12 protein-coding genes are annotated in these 15,818 nt (G+C 68.0%); 4 read left to right on the forward strand and 8 right to left on the reverse strand.

Going from position 1 to position 15,818, the window contains the following annotated elements; genetic code table 11:
- Positions 1 to 6: 6 nt before the first annotated feature.
- From CBM2588_RS22150 to pgaA, 6 genes are all read right to left on the reverse strand, one after another.
- Complete coding sequence (locus CBM2588_RS22150) at positions 7 to 1,194, reverse strand: alpha/beta hydrolase (protein WP_115682501.1); 1,188 nt, start codon at positions 1,192 to 1,194, stop codon at positions 7 to 9.
- Positions 1,195 to 1,426: 232 nt separating this feature from the next.
- Entirely contained in the window at positions 1,427 to 2,485 is a 1,059-nt protein-coding gene (locus tag CBM2588_RS22155) for a porin (protein WP_115682502.1), read from the reverse strand.
- 208 nt (positions 2,486 to 2,693) lie between these two features.
- Positions 2,694 to 3,203 (reverse strand): poly-beta-1,6-N-acetyl-D-glucosamine biosynthesis protein PgaD, encoded by a 510-nt coding sequence (gene pgaD, locus CBM2588_RS22160; protein WP_231942237.1) that lies wholly within the window; start codon positions 3,201 to 3,203, stop codon positions 2,694 to 2,696.
- Entirely contained in the window at positions 3,203 to 4,537 is a 1,335-nt protein-coding gene (pgaC, locus tag CBM2588_RS22165) for a poly-beta-1,6-N-acetyl-D-glucosamine synthase (RefSeq protein WP_115682503.1), read from the reverse strand. Before pgaC ends, pgaD begins: the two co-directional genes overlap by 1 nt.
- Complete coding sequence (pgaB, locus tag CBM2588_RS22170) at positions 4,534 to 6,552, reverse strand: poly-beta-1,6-N-acetyl-D-glucosamine N-deacetylase PgaB (protein WP_115682504.1); 2,019 nt, start codon at positions 6,550 to 6,552, stop codon at positions 4,534 to 4,536. Before pgaB ends, pgaC begins: the two co-directional genes overlap by 4 nt.
- Before the next feature lie 15 nt (positions 6,553 to 6,567).
- Positions 6,568 to 9,075 carry a poly-beta-1,6 N-acetyl-D-glucosamine export porin PgaA gene (gene pgaA, locus CBM2588_RS22175; protein ID WP_231942238.1) on the reverse strand — a complete coding sequence of 836 codons (2,508 nt, stop codon included), beginning with the start codon at positions 9,073 to 9,075 and terminating at the stop codon, positions 6,568 to 6,570.
- 1,010 nt (positions 9,076 to 10,085) lie between these two features.
- On the opposite strand from pgaA, the gene CBM2588_RS22180 reads away from it, so the two are divergent.
- From CBM2588_RS22180 to CBM2588_RS22190, 3 genes are all read left to right on the forward strand, one after another.
- On the forward strand, positions 10,086 to 10,799 hold the full coding sequence (locus CBM2588_RS22180; protein ID WP_115682506.1) for a cytochrome c biogenesis CcdA family protein: 714 nt from the start codon (positions 10,086 to 10,088) through the stop codon (positions 10,797 to 10,799).
- Positions 10,800 to 10,802: 3 nt separating this feature from the next.
- Positions 10,803 to 11,342, forward strand: a complete 540-nt coding sequence (locus CBM2588_RS22185) for a thioredoxin family protein (RefSeq protein ID WP_115682507.1) — start codon at positions 10,803 to 10,805, stop codon at positions 11,340 to 11,342.
- A 272-nt stretch (positions 11,343 to 11,614) separates the two neighbouring features.
- Entirely contained in the window at positions 11,615 to 12,946 is a 1,332-nt protein-coding gene (locus tag CBM2588_RS22190) for a nucleobase:cation symporter-2 family protein (RefSeq protein WP_115682508.1), read from the forward strand.
- A 27-nt stretch (positions 12,947 to 12,973) separates the two neighbouring features.
- Here the strand turns inward: CBM2588_RS22190 and CBM2588_RS22195 are convergent, their stop codons facing one another.
- On the reverse strand, positions 12,974 to 13,549 hold the full coding sequence (locus CBM2588_RS22195; protein ID WP_115682509.1) for a M23 family metallopeptidase: 576 nt from the start codon (positions 13,547 to 13,549) through the stop codon (positions 12,974 to 12,976).
- Positions 13,550 to 13,697: 148 nt separating this feature from the next.
- Between CBM2588_RS22195 and CBM2588_RS22200 the strand changes: the two genes are divergently transcribed.
- The gene (locus CBM2588_RS22200; RefSeq protein ID WP_115682510.1) at positions 13,698 to 14,012 is read left to right on the forward strand and encodes a zf-TFIIB domain-containing protein; all 315 of its coding nucleotides are present in this window, start codon (positions 13,698 to 13,700) and stop codon (positions 14,010 to 14,012) included.
- 59 nt (positions 14,013 to 14,071) lie between these two features.
- Here the strand turns inward: CBM2588_RS22200 and ggt are convergent, their stop codons facing one another.
- On the reverse strand, positions 14,072 to 15,688 hold the full coding sequence (ggt, locus tag CBM2588_RS22205; protein WP_115683690.1) for a gamma-glutamyltransferase: 1,617 nt from the start codon (positions 15,686 to 15,688) through the stop codon (positions 14,072 to 14,074).
- Positions 15,689 to 15,818 lie beyond the last annotated feature (130 nt).

Below are 15,818 nucleotides of genomic sequence, written 5' to 3' on the forward strand. Positions count from 1 at the left end.
GTGCGCTCAGACCATCGTTTCGCGCAGCCATTCGACGATGTGCCGGCCGGCAACTTGCTGCCCGGGCTCTTCTTCGCGGCTCAGTGCCATGCCGTGGTGATTGCCGCGCACGCGGATGTGGCGCTTGTGCTGCGCCGGAATCTGATCGTAGATGGCGCGGATATCGGCGGGAAAGGTGCACTGGTCGCCGGTGTATTCAAGCAGCAGGGTCGGCTGATGCAACGCGCCAATGGTCTTGTCCAGTGACGCATTCGACGACAGCCCGGACCATGTGGAAAGCCAGGACTCCGGCGTGACGACACGCCCAAAGCCCACGCTGCCCCAGTTGGACACGAACGGGTCCTTGCCCCACAGCGAACCGGTCTTCCGGTCAGACGGGTCCAGGGAGATGTCCCAGGAACGCAGATCGGCATCGGTACGCCAGACTTCGAAAATCGGCGCGTGGGCGGCCAGGCGTCGGTCGGCATCGGTGCTCGAACCGGACTTCACCTGTCGCCGCGCTTCGAGCTTGGCACTCAGCATGGCCTTCGCCCGGGCGTCGATGCGGGCCACACGCTCGACCTGCGCGGCGCGGTATCGTTCGATGAACTCCGGTGCATAGGTAGCCTTCCCCGTTTCGGCATCGAAGCCATTGCCCCTGGAGAAAGGGTCAAGCGCGGGGTCCGTCTGCATCGGGTCGTCTTCATCCGCGACCGACGGGTCGATGCCGCTCATCAACAGCTTGCCCTGCCCGGGATGGGGCGATACCAGGATGAAGGCGTCCACCTCCGGCATATGCAGTTCGCCCAGATTGGTCGGGCGGCCAGCCGGCGTGCGGGGAATGCGCATTTCGCGTGGCGTCAGCGCCTGCTGGTTGTAGAACGTGTACAACCCGGCGCCACCCGAGTTTCCGAGCAGCACGATCTTTTCATAACCGAGCTCGCGCAGATGCGTCATGCCGGCAGCAACGTCGAACAGCGCGATCTCATGCTCCAGGCGCAGGTCGTTGCCGATGGACCGTGGACCCTGCACCCAGCAGGCGCATCCGGCATCGAGCACAAATGGCACGAGGTAATGGGTAATGGCCATCTCGCGCGGGTGCATCAGGGAGACTACCGTCTTCTCCTTGCCCGTCACGCTGAACAGAAAGCCGAGCGTACGCTGTCCGTCGGCCGTGCCCAGCGCATACGGCACCATCTGGTACGGACGATCCATCAAGCGGGAGTCCCATGATGCACCCCGCATCCCTGCCGTCACCTGCGGCTTGTCTTGTTCAGTCACTGTGCCTCCTTCGTAAATGCCACCGTCTCAATAATCTAGTCATTATTTGATATGCTGTCAAATAATTCCGTATGTCCGAGGGGACTGCCCAGAACGTGAAACAGAGTGTGCCGCGAAGGCGGCACACTGCCAGACGCTATGTAGCCGGCAGGTCTGGCAACAGCGATCAGAAGTTGTGCCGAAGGCCGACCACGGCGCCGAACTGATTCGCGCCTGGCACCACGGAGCCATCGTACCCATTTGCAGCCAGGGCGGAACCTCCCTTGTTCAGGGTGTATGAGGCCGTCAGATAGGCATCCGTGCGTTTCGAGAACCGATAGTCAGCCGACATGACGATCGACATGGGATCCTTGGCCGAGGTCCGATCATTGGTCTTGTAGACCGCGCCAGTCAAAGCGAACGCCTGGCCGAAGTTGTAGGTCGCGCCGGTCCAGTACAGGTCAGTGCGCGACATCGACGCCAGCAACTGGCTGACGAGTCGGCGGTAGCCGAAATAGGCAGTCACGGGACCCAAGTCTCCCGCGATGGCCGCTACATAGCGTCGCTCGGTCGCGCTGGCCGTGGCCACCGAGCGCCCGTTCAACTGGTCATAGACGGCGCCGAAACGTATGTTGCCCATGCCATAGGAGAAGCCGGCGCTCATCTCACGGCCCACACGACTGTTGCCAGGTACCTCGCTGCCGTTAGCGATCGTCGCGTCAACGCCAAAACTGTATAGCGCCGATGCCGTCAACCCGCCGAACTTGCCGGTGTATTTGACGGCGTTATCCGTTCGTCCGGCGAGCCAGGCATCGTGTGAGAACGACGAGTACTTAGGCGCGAAGTACATCGGGTCGAACGGAATAATGAGATCGAACGTCAGGTTGTGATGGCGTCCCATGGAGACCTGACCATATGGCGTGTCGAGGCCGACGTAGGCACGGCGCCCGAACAGCCTTCCGCCCTGGGCGGCCATGCCGGAATCGAGCACCATGCCGCCTTCGAGCAGGAATACCCCCTTCAGTCCGCTGCCCAGATCTTCCACGCCCCGCAAGCCCCAGCGGCTGCCGGCGATGTTGCCCGAGGTCATGCGCACCAGGCTTGAAGCTTGCCTGGCGGGATTCGGTACATGGTTCAGATACTCGATACCCGCATCCGCAACGCCGTATAGCGTGACAGATGACTGGGCGTGCGCGGTCGCACCGGTGGCCAGGAGCACACCGGCGATGGCCAGGCTTCGTGTCATTTCTCCTCCGTAATTTGTCTTCGATCGCGGCCATCAACGGCCTGCGATGTGCTGTCTTTTGCGGGCCGCCATGGGGGATGCGCACCGCATAAATTGATACCAGCACAATTAAATTACGTTGTTTTTGACACCCAGTCAAATAATGGTTTTCCCGAGCCGACCTGAACCAGGGCTACCGGCCCGAGCGACAAAGCGGCGTGAGCACGCGCTAGAACATTGCCGCAGGCGCTGTCGCTTCTTCAGGCATCGTTCGTGCCGTGGGCTTGGTGTTCGCTGCGCTCGTGCTCGCCACCGCCCTCACCTCCGCCACCTCCCCCTCATGCGTATGGTCCACCACCGCCACCTTGGCCAGCTGCAGCGACCGCACGCGCTGCCCGGCCAGGCCGAAGCTGCGCGCCAGTTCATCGATGCGCAGCGCAGGCAGCGGCTTGCGCCGGTCCAGGCCGGCGAAGCGATACTGGTTGTAGAGCGCCCATGACAGCAGCACGATGCCGTTGAACAGCCCCACCAGCACGTAGACCGTCAGCGTGCCCATGGTCGGCAGCAGCGCCGCCCAGAACGGTACGCCGGGGCCGGCGGACGCTTCCTGCAGGATGGCGCGGATGCCGCTCGCGCCGAGGTAGAAGAAGCCGACCCAGGCCAGCGCCGTGAGCACGGCGTCGAACAGCCAGCGCAGGCGCGAGCCGCGGGTACGGATGATCATGGTTTCGGGTTTCATCACGACCTCGTGGTGTGGATGCCCCGGTCGGGGCTGGTCCAGCGCGCGCGCTGGCGCCGGGTCTTGAGCATGACCTTGGGAAAGGCCAGCAGCGTGGTCAGCATGCCCACCATCCAGTACGCCAGCGGATACCAGATGATCCAGTACAGCGTGCGCGCCAGGCGCGGCTCGTAGCGGCGGTCGATCAGCACGCTCAGGGCAAACTGCAGCAGGCACACCGCGGCCAGCACCATGCCGGTAAAGCCCGGCGGCATCAGCTTCTGGATGCGGATATTGGGCGGCAGCTCGATGAAATGCCCCAGTGCCCACAGCAGCAGCGACATGGCGAAGGCAAAGGCCCAGCCCGCCGACAGGCAGTACTCCGCCATCAGCGGCCACAGCCGGCGGTGGCGCCAGATCCAGATCGAGCGGACGTTCTTCATGAACACCTCGGCGCCGCCCTGGGCCCAGCGCAGGCGCTGCTTGAGCAGGCCGCGCACGGTCTCGGGCATCAGGATCCAGCACAGCGCGCGCGGCTCGTAGAAGATCGACCAGTGGTCGCGCTGCAGCTTCCAGCTGATGTCGATGTCCTCGGTGATCATGTCCAGGCTCCAGTAGCCCACGCGGTCCAGCGCGCGGCGCCGGAACGCCGCGACCACGCCCGAGACGGTGAAGACCTGGCCGTAGACGCGCTGGGTGCGCTTGATCAGGCCGATGATCGACGAGAACTCGCCCACCTGGATCCGCCCCACCAGCGTCGAGCGGGTGCGGATGCGCGGATTGCCGGTGACCGCGCCGACGCGCGGATTGGCCACCATCGGTGCGACCAGATAGGCGGCCGCGTCGGGGTCCAGCGCGGCATCGCCGTCGATGCAGACCAAGTATTCACCGCGCGCGGCCAGTGCGCCCATGCGCAGCGCCATGGCCTTGCCCTGGTTGTGCGCCAGGTGCACCACGCGCAGTCGCGGGTGGCGCGCCGCCAGTGCATCCAGCAAGGCGCCGGTGCCGTCGCGCGAGCCGTCGTTGATGGCGATCACCTCGAAGTCGGGATAGCGCTGGGCCAGCGCCGCCAGCAGGGTTTCCTCGCCGTTTTTTTCCTCGTTGTAGCACGGCACCAGGATCGAAATGAACGGCTGGCCCGGCACCGCGGGCGCCTCGCGTTCAGCGCCCCAGCGCCACTTGCGCTCCCAGTGCCACCAGAAGTACAGGCCGCCGGCGATCCACAGGCCGGACATAAACAGCGGATAGAAGAACACAAAGGCCAGCAGCAGGTCACCGGTGGCAAGGGCGGCCAGCGCGAACGGCAGCGCCAGCGCAAGGCACAGGATGACCAGGGCAAACAGTCGTTCGATCATGGTGCGGGGTACCAGGCGTTGGACAGCGCCGGCCGGATCAGCTCGAGCCGGGGCTGGTTGTTGTGGAAGTCGTCCGGGTAGTAGCCGAAATTGCGCGCGCCACGGCGCTGCAGGCGCTGCATCCAGCCGGCCAGCACCGCGCTGTCGACCGGACGGGCCGCGGGACCGCGCCAGTCGCGCGCCTGCAGTTCGAACACGGTGCGCCGCAGCGCGCCCGGGCGCTGCGCGATGGTGTCGACCACGCGGTCAAGCCACGCGTTCTCCTGCCCAGCCGGCACCTGCTCCATGTATGGCATCGCCATCGGCGCGGTCCAGTCGTAGGCGGCGAGGAAGTCGTCCAGGTTCTGCGCGAACCATGCCTCGCTCTCCGGCTGCAGCACCGGCAGCGCGAAGATGTTGCGCGCGGTCTTGATGGCGGGCCCGCGCACCTCGCGCACGCGCGCGGTCAGCTCATGGGTAAAGTCCACCAGCGCCCGGCTCTTCATGCGCGTCCAGCGCTGCATCTGTTCGGGGCTGGCGCGCAATTCGGCGATCGAACCAGGCAGGCCCGCGGCGCGATACGCGGCCAGCGCCGGCGCGCTGGCATCCTCGAAGTCGCCCAGCAAGGCGTCGTCGTGGAACAGGATGCCGTCGACGAAGGCGTGGCGCGCCAGGTCTTCATACAGATCCCCGATCCGGGCCCGGGCCTGCGGATCGAACGGCGACAGGCGCCGGTACTGCTTCGGGTCGGCCGCCGCGGTGCCGGTGACGGGGTCCCAGCGCGCCACGCGCGCCAGCGACGGGTCGAGGTCGAAGCTCAGCACCGGCATCCACGCATACACCTTGACGTTGGCGCGGTTGTCGAGCTGCCAGGCCACCCGGTTGAACAGGTCGGCGCGCACCGGCAGCCAGCGATTGGGGAAGTACACCGACCTGACCAATCCGTCGCCGTCGTCGTCGGAGAACGCCTGCAGGAACACGGTGTCGATCTTCAGGTCGGCGATGCGCTGCACCAGCAGGCCCAGGTTGCGTTCGACCTGGGCGGGATCGGGGTCATAGACATAGTCCAGGTCCACGTGCGCTACGCGCATGCCGTTGGGCTCTTCCATCGCGACCACCGAGCGCGCGAAGCCGCGCAGGCCGGGATCGTCGCTGAGCAGCAGGCGCGCGCCCGACATCATGCGGTCCACCGTGGCCAGCCCGTCTTCCAGCGTCAGCGCCATCTGGTAGCCGTTCTCGGCGACGACGCGCAGCGCCGCGCCGCCCTCGGCACCGTACGGCCAGATCCACACGCGCACGGGCTTGCCGGTCACGGCGCGCACCTTGGCGGTGATGCGGGCCACGTCGGCACGCAAGCGCGCCTGCTGCGCGGCATCGCTTTCATAGCGGCCGGTGCCGGCATCGAAGACGCGCACCGCCGCGGCCGGCTCGGTGTTGCCCTGCGGGTTGGCGCGCACGCCGTAGTGCAAGGCATCCGTGTGCGCGCCGATTTCCACCAGGCCCGACGCGGCGATCTCGCGCACCTGCTGCCAGTCGAGCAGGCGCTCGCGCGCCGTCGGCGTGCCGCCGAAATCCACCGGCTGCCCCGGCGGGGTATCGAGCCAGCTGCCTACCGGCGCCAGCACGGCCGGCCAGCGGTAGGCCTTAAGGATCGGCAGCACGCGCGTGTAGAAGCTGCGGTAGCCGTCGTCGAAGGTCAGCAGCACCGCGCGCTCGGGCAGCGGCGGCCCGCCGCGGCGCGCCGCCAGCACCTGGTCGACCGAGACCGCGCGGTAGCCGTTCTCGCGCAGCCAGGCCAGCTGGCCGACCAGGTGGTCGGTGCGCACGCTCAGGTAGGCCTGGTCGGGGTCCTTGTCTTCGACGTCGTGATAGGCCAGCACCACCACATGGTTGCGCGGCCACGGCTGCTCGGCGGCCGCGGCCGGGCGCTGGGCCGGCGGCGTGAACACCGGGATGTCCTTGGCGCAGGCGGCCAGCAGGCACGCGGCCAGCACCAGCCAGAGCAGGCGGCAGGCGCGCCGCAGGGTTGCGTTCATGGCTTGCATTCCTGTTCAGAAGCGGTAGGTCATGTCAAAGACGATGCGCAGCTCGCGCTCGCGCTGGCCGTCGTAAGGGCGGCTGGTGCCGGTAACGGTGGCGCCGACCTCGAACACGTCGTTGGTTCGGAAGCGCTGGCCGTAGCCCACCAGCAGGATCGCGCCGGTGCCGAAGCCGCGCTGGCTGTAGGCGCCGGTGCCGGCAAGGAACTGCTGCTCCCAGACGGTCTCGTAGCGCCGGTACAGCATGTGCGTCAGGCGCACCGACGGCAGCACGGTCAGGTCCGAGCGCGGGTTGTAGTACGGCGTGTCGGCGCGGCTATTGCGCGATGCCCACAGGTCGACCAGCAGGTCGGCCTTCAGGTGCGGCGCGGTATAGAAGCGCTGCGCGCCGGACACGCCCGCTTCGAGCCGGTCGTTGCCGTCGCTGAAGCGCGACGGCGCCACGGTCAGCATCCATTCGCTGGCCTCGCTGCGGCGCCAGCGCGCGTAGGCCTGCACGGTGTCGGCATAGATGCCGTGCTTGAGCGCCTGCAGCGGCGTGCCGGTCGAGCGCAGCGCCGCCGACGCGCCCACGCGCCAGCGGTCGTCGATGTCATAGTCGGCGGCGATGCGCCCGCCCTGGCGCGCACCCTGGCCATAGCCGTGCAGCGACAGCTCGCCCTCGACGGTCAGGTCGCGCACGCGCCATTGCGCGCCGGCGCGCGCCCAGCGGTAATCGACGCGGCCCTCGTCGAAGCGGCCGGTGGCATAGCCGATGCCGCCGAAGGCGCGCCAGTCGTAGTTGATGGGCGGCGTGTACAGCACCGCTTCGATGCCGAAGTTGCCGTTGCCGACCACGGCGCTGTCGTTGGCCAGCCCGCGGTAGCCCTCGATGCGCAGCTCGGCCTTGTTGTGGACCTGCCACTCGCGGTCGAGGCGCCGCGCGGTGAGGTCTTCGGGGAAGCGCGCCAGTGTGTCGTCGCGCAGCAGCTCGGCCTGGCGCCATTCCTGCAGATCCAGCGCGGCGTGACCCTGCTGCACCTCCACCGGCAGGCTGCGCGGGGTCAGGGTTTCGGCCAGCTTCAGCTCGCCCTCGGCCGCGCGCGGCCAGCCGCGGGCGCGGTAGACGTCGGCCAGCGCGGCGCGCAGGCCGGAATGGCCGGGCGCCTTGCGCACCAGGTCTTCCAGCCTCTGCTGCGCCGCTTCAGTAGCGTCGGCCTGCAGGTCGGCGCGGGTGGCGGTCTGCTCGGCCTGCAGCCACAGGTCGTTGGGCTGCCGCATGGGCTGGCCGCGCACCCAGCGCCAGCGCGGCTGCTCGGTGCTGGCCTGCGCCACGGCCTGCGCGGCGGGATCGAAGGCCTCGGCCTCGGCGTGGGCGTAGTAGAGGCCGGTCTGGGCCTTGAGCCGGGTTTCGGAGTCCAGGCCCTGGGGGTAGGCGTCGCGCACCCGGCGGAACAGCGGCGCGGCCTGCTCCGGCTGACGCAGGTACAGGTAGGCGGCGGCGACATCTCCCAATGCATAGGCCGGGACCTCGACGCCCTCGGCGCGCAGCGCCTCGTATTCGTTCACCACGTCCTGCATCCGGACCCGCGCGTGCAGCGCGGCGAGGCGGTCGATGCGCGCGCGGCGCAGTTGCGGCGCGGCCGGCGGCGCCAGCGCCTGCAGGACGGGCAGCAATGCGTCATAGCGTGCCAGCGCGCGATCGGCAATGGCAAAACGCTCGGCCTCGGTACGCGCCGGCATGTCAGCCAGGCGCACCAGCTCGGCCGCGGCATCGAGCTCCAGCGCCAGGCGCGCGCGCTGGTCGAACAGTTCAGGATGTCCGCCTGCAACGCGCAGCGCCGCCTCCGGCAGTCCCGCGCGCTGCAGCGTGCCGACATATTCGCGCACGACATCGGCGCGCTGCGGCGCGCGCAGGTACGCCTGGTCGACCTCGAACAACGCCGCATACGGCTCGCCGGCGCGCGCTTGCGCGTAGGCCAGTGCCAGGCGGCTGTCGACCGCGGCGGGCTCGCGCTGCACCAGCGCCTGCCCCAGCGCCACCGCCTCGGCGGCCTGCCCGCTGTCGGCCAGCACCTTCACCTCGCCCAGTGCGAACACCGCTTGTGCAGGGAAGCGCTGCCGGCCTTCGCGATAGCGCGCCAGCGCCTCGTCCCAGCGTCGCGCGTCGCGCAAGGCGCCGGCCACGGCCGCCAGCACCTCCGGCGGCAGCGTGCGGGTCTCGGCCAGGTTGCCATGGGCTTCCAGCACTTCGCCGGGCCGTCCCGCCCAGCTGGCGATGACGATGCGGTCCCACGCCGCCCGCTGGTCCGACGGTGCGTGCGCCACGCGCTCGCGCAGCATCGCCAGCGCGGGCGCATAGTCGCCGGCACGGGCGCGCCGGAGCAGAGCGTCATAGTCGGAATCGGCATGCGCGAGTGCCGGCAGCCAGCACATTGCCGCCAGCCCCGCGGTCAGTCCGGTACCCAGCGCGGCCCGAGCGCACCGACGCCTCCCCTGCCGCCGCAGCGCCCCGTCGCGGGCACGCTCACGGCGCTTCATCAATGAATCCATGGGATCCGCAGCCTGTCTCTGTGTTGCCCAAGCTGGCGCCGCGCACCGATGACACAGGCGCGCGCGGGCTTGAGCTCCGTTATCGGCTTATCGCATGGCGGCACGAGGACACGGAACCCGACCGGGCCTGGCCGGATGCGAAAACCGGCAGAACAGGCCTACGGGATCCGGCGCGGCACCGAGGAACTGCGCCGGATGGCCATTCGCAGCGGGAATGGCGTCGTGCAACCGCAGGGGCCGATAAATCGGGCTGCGTTGCCGCTAATGCGAAGGCGATTGTAAGGACAGTGCCGCGATGAGATTGTTAATTTTCGCAAACGGATGAGTGACCGGATAAATGAATTCAATCACTAATTCGTCTATGTCGCACTCGATATATACAGACGATGGCGCGGGATACGTATCCCGCAGCATCGCTGCGATTCGGCACGAAACCAAGCACTGTCAAGGCCATCAAGGAACTTTAGGACTTCTTTTTCGGGCCATTAAAATTCAGGATCTTCCCAAATATCTTCATCAATAAATCGATCAATTCAGACGGATCACTATAGTAACAATTAATTATGATTTTTATGACATAACCCAAATAGGCCAGATGGCAGTTATCCCCCGATCAGGGGATGAAATTTGTATTTGGCTTAACGGATTCGGGGGATTTTGCCGCCGCGAGGACGTGTGTGTGGAATGCCCGTGAACGGACTGTCGAGCAGCGCATCGGGGTCGATGCGGGCCGGGGTCTCGGTGCCGCCCTGCAGGGCGAACGCGCACAGGCCACGCCTTCACGCACCAGGTGCTCCAGCTGGCGCGTCCGGCACTCGCAAGGGCAGCTCAGGCCTGGCCCGGTGCCGCCATTGTGCGGCGCCGGCGGCGCGCTTTGTATCGCTGTGTATCCGGGCCGGGTCCGGACAAGAAACATTGCACAGCGGGCCGGATGCGGAAATAACGCGGATACGCCGGGACGGTGCAATGCAGCCATACCAATCCGGGAGTCCACCGCCATGATCGATGCCTACCTTGCCTTTGCCGCCGGCGTGCTGACGATTGCGTCGCCGTGCGTGCTTCCCGTGCTGCCCATGCTGCTGGGCGCTTCGCTGGGCGAAACCAGCCGCCTGCGCCCGCTCGCGATCGCGCTGGGTTTCGTCTCCGCCTTTTCCGCGCTGGGCATCGTCTTCGGCGCGCTCACCAGCGCCTTCAGCGACGCCCCGGGCGTGGTGCGCAACGTCGCCATCGCGATCCTGTTCGCCGCAGGCCTGGCACGGCTGTGGCCGGCCGGCTTCGGCCGCCTCACGGCACCATTCGCCGCGCCATTCGCCGCGCTCACCGACCGCGCCGCCGGCGCCGGCAACCGGGCCGGGAATGGCCTGGCCGGCGGTTTCGTACTGGGCATGACGCTGGGCGCGGTATGGACCCCGTGCGCGGGCCCGGTGCTGGCCTCGATCCTGGCGCTGGTGGCCAAGGCGCAGGACCTGCACCGCGCCGCCGGCCTGCTGGCACTGTTTGCCGCCGGCGCCGCGGTGCCGATGCTGGGCATCGCCTACGGCGGCCAGTTCGCCACCACCCATGTGCGCCGGCTGGCGCGCCATACGCCGCGGCTGCAGCAGGCCTTCGGCGTGCTGGTGGTGGCCACCGCCATCGCCATGTACTTCCAGTACGACACCCTCGCCGTCGCCTGGCTGACCTCGCTTTTCCCCGCCACCCAACCTGGAGCCTGAACCATGCCCCGCATCCTTCGCACCCTCTTTGCCGCAGCCGCCTTTGCCGCCGCCCCCCTGGCGATCCAGCCCGCCGCCGCCGCGCCCGCCGCGCCCGCCAATTACGGCACGGCGCCCGAATTCACCGGTATCGGCAAGTGGCTGAATTCCGAACCGCTGACCCTTGCCGGCCTGCGCGGCAAGGTGGTGCTGGTCGATTTCTGGACCTACAGCTGCATCAACTGCATCAACACCCTGCCTCATGTGCGCAAGTGGTACGACAAATACCGCGACCAAGGCCTGGTCGTGGTAGGCGTGCACACACCGGAGTATGCCTTCGAGCGCTCCACCAGCAACGTCCAGGCCGCGCTCAAGCGCTTCGACATCCGCTACCCGGTGGCGCAGGACAACGCCTATGCCACCTGGAACGCCTGGCGCAACCAGTACTGGCCCGCGCTGTACCTGGTCGACGCCAACGGCAACGTGGTCTACAAGCACTTCGGCGAAGGCCAGTACGCCGAGACCGAGGCGGCGATCCAGAACGCGCTGGCGCAGCGCCGCTGAGCCGCAAAGTCGCCCTGCAGGCGGCTTCCGGGGCGACCGCCTTGTCTTCTGGCGCATGGGAGTTGATACAAATTGTATGCAATCTTTGTATCACGGTTCGCTGATCCCTGTTATTCTTGCACGCCTGTTGAGGCGGGATGCAGATCCTGCCCGCCTCGCTTGCGGAGCTGCCGCACCTGGCCCGCGAGCGTGCACGAGGGCGCCGGGTTCCCCGCCCGGCGCCAGAAGAACAAGACAGCCCGGAACATCCGGGCAGACGACAGGAGACTCGAATGGCGCCCTTGCTGTTCCAGGTGGAAGACCGCCCCCCACGGTTGACGACGTTCTTGCTGGCGCTCCAGCATCTGCTGGCCGCGCTGGGCGGCATCATTGCGGTGCCGCTGGTGATCGGCGGCGCGCTGCGCCTGCCCTCCGACCAGGTGGTGGCGCTGGTCAATGCCGCGCTGCTGGGCTCGGGCATCGTCACCATCATCCAGTGCAAGGGCGTGGGCCCGGTCGGCATCCGCATGCCGTGCGTGATGGGCACCAGCTTTGCCTTTGTCGGCGCGGCCATCAGCGTGGGCGTCGAGCACGGCGTGGCCGGCATCCTGGGTTCGGCGCTGGCGGGCTCGCTGGTGATGATCCTGGGCAGCTTCTTCATGCCGGCGATCCGCAAGCTGTTCCCGCATACCGTCACCAGCGTGGTCGTCACCATGATCGGCCTGTCGCTGATCCCGGTGGCGATCGACTGGGCCGCCGGCGGCCAGGGCAGCAGCCGCTACGGCGCCCCCGGCAACCTGGCGATTGCCGTCGCCGTGCTGGCGCTGGTGGTGGCGGTGGTGCAATGGGGCAAGGGCATGCTGTCGGCCTCGGCCATCGTGGTCGGCATTGCCGGCGGCTACCTGCTGTGCCTGGCGCTGGGCCTGGTCGACTTTAGCCAGTTCCACCAGGCGCCGGTGTTCGCGGTGCCGCAGCCGCTGCACTTCGGCATGTCGTTCCCGATCTCCGGCATCGTCGCCATGTCGATCGCCTTCCTGGTCACCATCGTCGAATCGACCGGCACCTTCATGGCGCTGGGCTCGGCCACGCAGCGGCCGGTGTCGGGCAAATGCCTGTCGCGCGGCATCCTGTGCGACGGCTTTGGTTCGGCCTTCGCGGCGCTGGTGTGCAGCCCGCCGCTGTCCACCTTTGCCCAGAACGTCGGCGTGGTGTCGCTGACCGGCGTGGCCAGCCGCCATGTGGTGGCGCTGACCGGCGTGATGCTGCTGCTGGCCGGGCTGTTTCCGGTGCTGGGCGCGCTGGTGGTGACGATTCCGCAGCCGGTGCTTGGCGGCGCTGGCCTGATGATGTTCGCGATGATCGTTTCCGGCGGCATCCAGATGCTCAGCACGGTAAAGTTCACGCAGCGCAATACGCTGATTGTCGCGGTGTCGATCGGCTGCGGCCTGGCCGTGACCTTCCGTCCGGAATTGCTGGCCAAGCTGCCCGCCTTTGTCCACGAGGTGTTCGGCTCCGGCATCACGGTGGGCTCGCTGTCCGCGGTGTTCCTGAACCTGCTGCTGCCCGGCGGCAAGGAAGCCGTCGCCGACGAAGCCGGCCACGGCACGGTCGGCGAGGCCGCCTGAACCCCGATACTCCACACACCGGCTGCGCTAGCGCGCGCCGGCGGCCATGGATGGCTTCAGCAGCGGGTAGGGGTTGATCGCCCCGCCCGCGGTGTAGATGCCGTAGTGCAGGTGCGGCGGCGTGCCCCGCGCATTGCCGGTGGTGCCCACATACCCCAGCACGGTGCCGGCGGCGATGATGTCGCCGGCGCGCACGCCGGCATACCGGTCCAGATGGGCGTAGTAGTGCATCTGCCGCCCCGGCCCCATCACCCACACCACGTTTCCCCCCAGCTGGTTGGTCCCTACGCGCGTGACAATGCCGTCGGTGGCCGACACCACTTCCCGGCCACGCGGCGCGAAGATGTCGATGCCTTCATGCTTGCGCCCGCCGGAACGCGCGCCGTGCCAGGTGTCCCGCAGCGCCCCTGGGGCAACCCCGGTGACCGGCATCGGCAGCGTCGCCGGCGCGGGCCGGGCTGACAGCCGGGCCGCGTAGATGGCGCGCTCCAGCGGCGGCTGCAGCCACGGCCAGGCCAGCCAGCCCAGGCCGATCCACAGCGCCAGCCACGCCAGCCGGCGCACCAACGCGAGCACAGGGGGAAGGAGATGCGAGGCGGCCATATGCCTTCGACGGCAGCCTGTCGTGCAAATTCCCTCTCACCCACCCTTCTATGGGCCGTACGCAGCACTTCCGGCCGCCGTGCTGGCCGAACCATCGGCGCCGCGGCCGGTCATAACTGGACCGTTTTTCATTGCAACAGGAGAACCCATGGACTGTCCGGTGTGCCCGCAAACCCAACTCGTGATGTCCGAACGCCAGGGCATCGAGATCGATTACTGCCCCAGGTGCCGCGGCGTCTGGCTGGACCGGGGCGAGCTCGACAAGATCCTGGAACGCTCGGCAGCGGCCGCCCCGCAGCAGGCTCCGATGCAGCAACCGCCACAACAGCAAGCCCCCATGCACAGCGCGCCGCCACCGCAGGGCTACCAGCGCGGCTACGGTGATCGTGACCGCGACCGCCACTACGAGCGCGAGCAGAAGCATTATCGGAAGAAGAGCATCTGGCACGAGCTGTTCGACTAAGCCGGCCGGCGAGTGCAAGAAAGGGCGACCGTGGTCGCCCTTTCCTCGTTTACGTCCCGCTACAGCCCTGCCGCGAGGCCGTCGCCGCGCGGATCGGCCGCGCCATACATCACGCCGGTGACCGGGTCGATCAGGATCGCGCCGGCATGGCCCATGGTGTCGGTAAAGGCCTGCACCCGCTTCACCGGATGCCCGCGCCGCGCCAGTTCGGCGGTCACCGCTTCCGGCACGCGGCCCTCGATCTTGAGGTCGTTCGACGACACGCCCCAGTTGCGCCCATAGAGCAGGCGCGGCGCATTGACCGCATCCTGCGGCGACATGCCGAAATCGACGATGCGCGTCACCAGCGCCGCCTGCGTTTGCGGCTGCCCCTCGCCGCCCATGGTGCCGTAGACCAGGAACGGCTTGCCGTCCTTCAGCAGCAGCGCAGGATTGAGCGTATGGAAGGTGCGCTTGCCCGGCGCCAGGTGGTTCACATGCGCGGGATCGAGCGAGAAGAACGCACCGCGGTTCTGCAGCAGCACCCCGGTGCCCCTGGGCACGATGCCCGAGCCGAAGTCGTGATAGACGCTCTGGATCATCGACACCACGTTGCCGTCCTTGTCGGCGGTGCCGAACCATACCGTATCGCCGTGCGGATCCATCGGCTTCACGTCGGCGCCGGCGCGCAGCATGCTGATGCGCCCCGACTGGGCCTGCCCGTGCCGCGACGACAGCAGCCGTTCCAGCGGGATCTGCACGAAGTCCGGATCGGCGAGGTAGCGGTCGCGATCGGCAAACGCTTGCTTGGTGGCTTCCACCAGCACGTGGTAGTAGTCGGCCGTGCCCTCGCCCAGCGCGCGCACGTCGCGCTTGTCCAGGATGTTCAGGATCTCCAGCGACGCAAAGCCTTGCGTGTTGGGCGGAACGTTGACGGCCTGGTAGCCGCGGTAGTTGACGGTGATCGGCTGGACCCAGTCGGCCCGGTGGCGGGCAAAGTCGGCCTGGGTCAGCACGCCGCCGTGCGCCTGCAGGTCGGCCACGATCTTGCGCGCGATCTCGCCCTGGTAGAACGCGGCGGCACCACCGGACGCGATTTGGCGCAGCGTGCCGGCCAGGTCAGGCTGGCGCAGCGTTTCGCCCATCCGGTAGGCCGATCCGTCCGGTTTCAGGAAGGTCTGGCGAAAGCCGTCGAAGCGCTGCAAGGCGCGGAACTCGGTGTCGGCCGGGTCGAGATTGACGCGGCTCCACGACGCCAGCGACGCCGACACCGGGAACCCGTCCTCGGCATGGCGGATGGCGTCGGCCATCAGCTCCGGCCATGGCAGGCTGCGGCCCATGCCCTGGCGCGCGTACTGGTACGCGGCTTCCCAGCCGGCAACGGTGCCGGGCACGGTGATGGCGGACAGGTAGCCGCGCGCGGGAACCCGGTCGAGCCCCTTGTCCCGGTAAAGCGCGATGGTGGCGCGTTCGCCGGCGCGGCCGCTGGCATTGAGCGCGCGCACCTCGCGCGTGCGGGCGTTGTAGATCAGCCAGAAGGCGTCGCCGCCGATCGAGTTCATGTGCGGGTACACCACCGCGATGGTCGACGCCACCGCGATGGCGGCATCGACCGCATTGCCGCCGCGCTCCAGCACGCGCAGCCCGGCCTGCGTCGCCAGGCGGTTGGAAGAGGTCACCATGCCGCCGGTGGCCATCGGGTTGATACAGGCCGAAGGCGTGTCGCAGTACTTGCCGGCCTCGTCTACGGCCCATGCCGGCGCGGCGGCCAGCGTCAGTGCCGAGCACATGCCGGCCAGGCGCAGAGCGGTGAAGAATCTGGTGCGG

Source organism: Cupriavidus taiwanensis (assembly GCF_900250075.1).
Lineage (GTDB): Bacteria > Pseudomonadota > Gammaproteobacteria > Burkholderiales > Burkholderiaceae > Cupriavidus > Cupriavidus taiwanensis_C.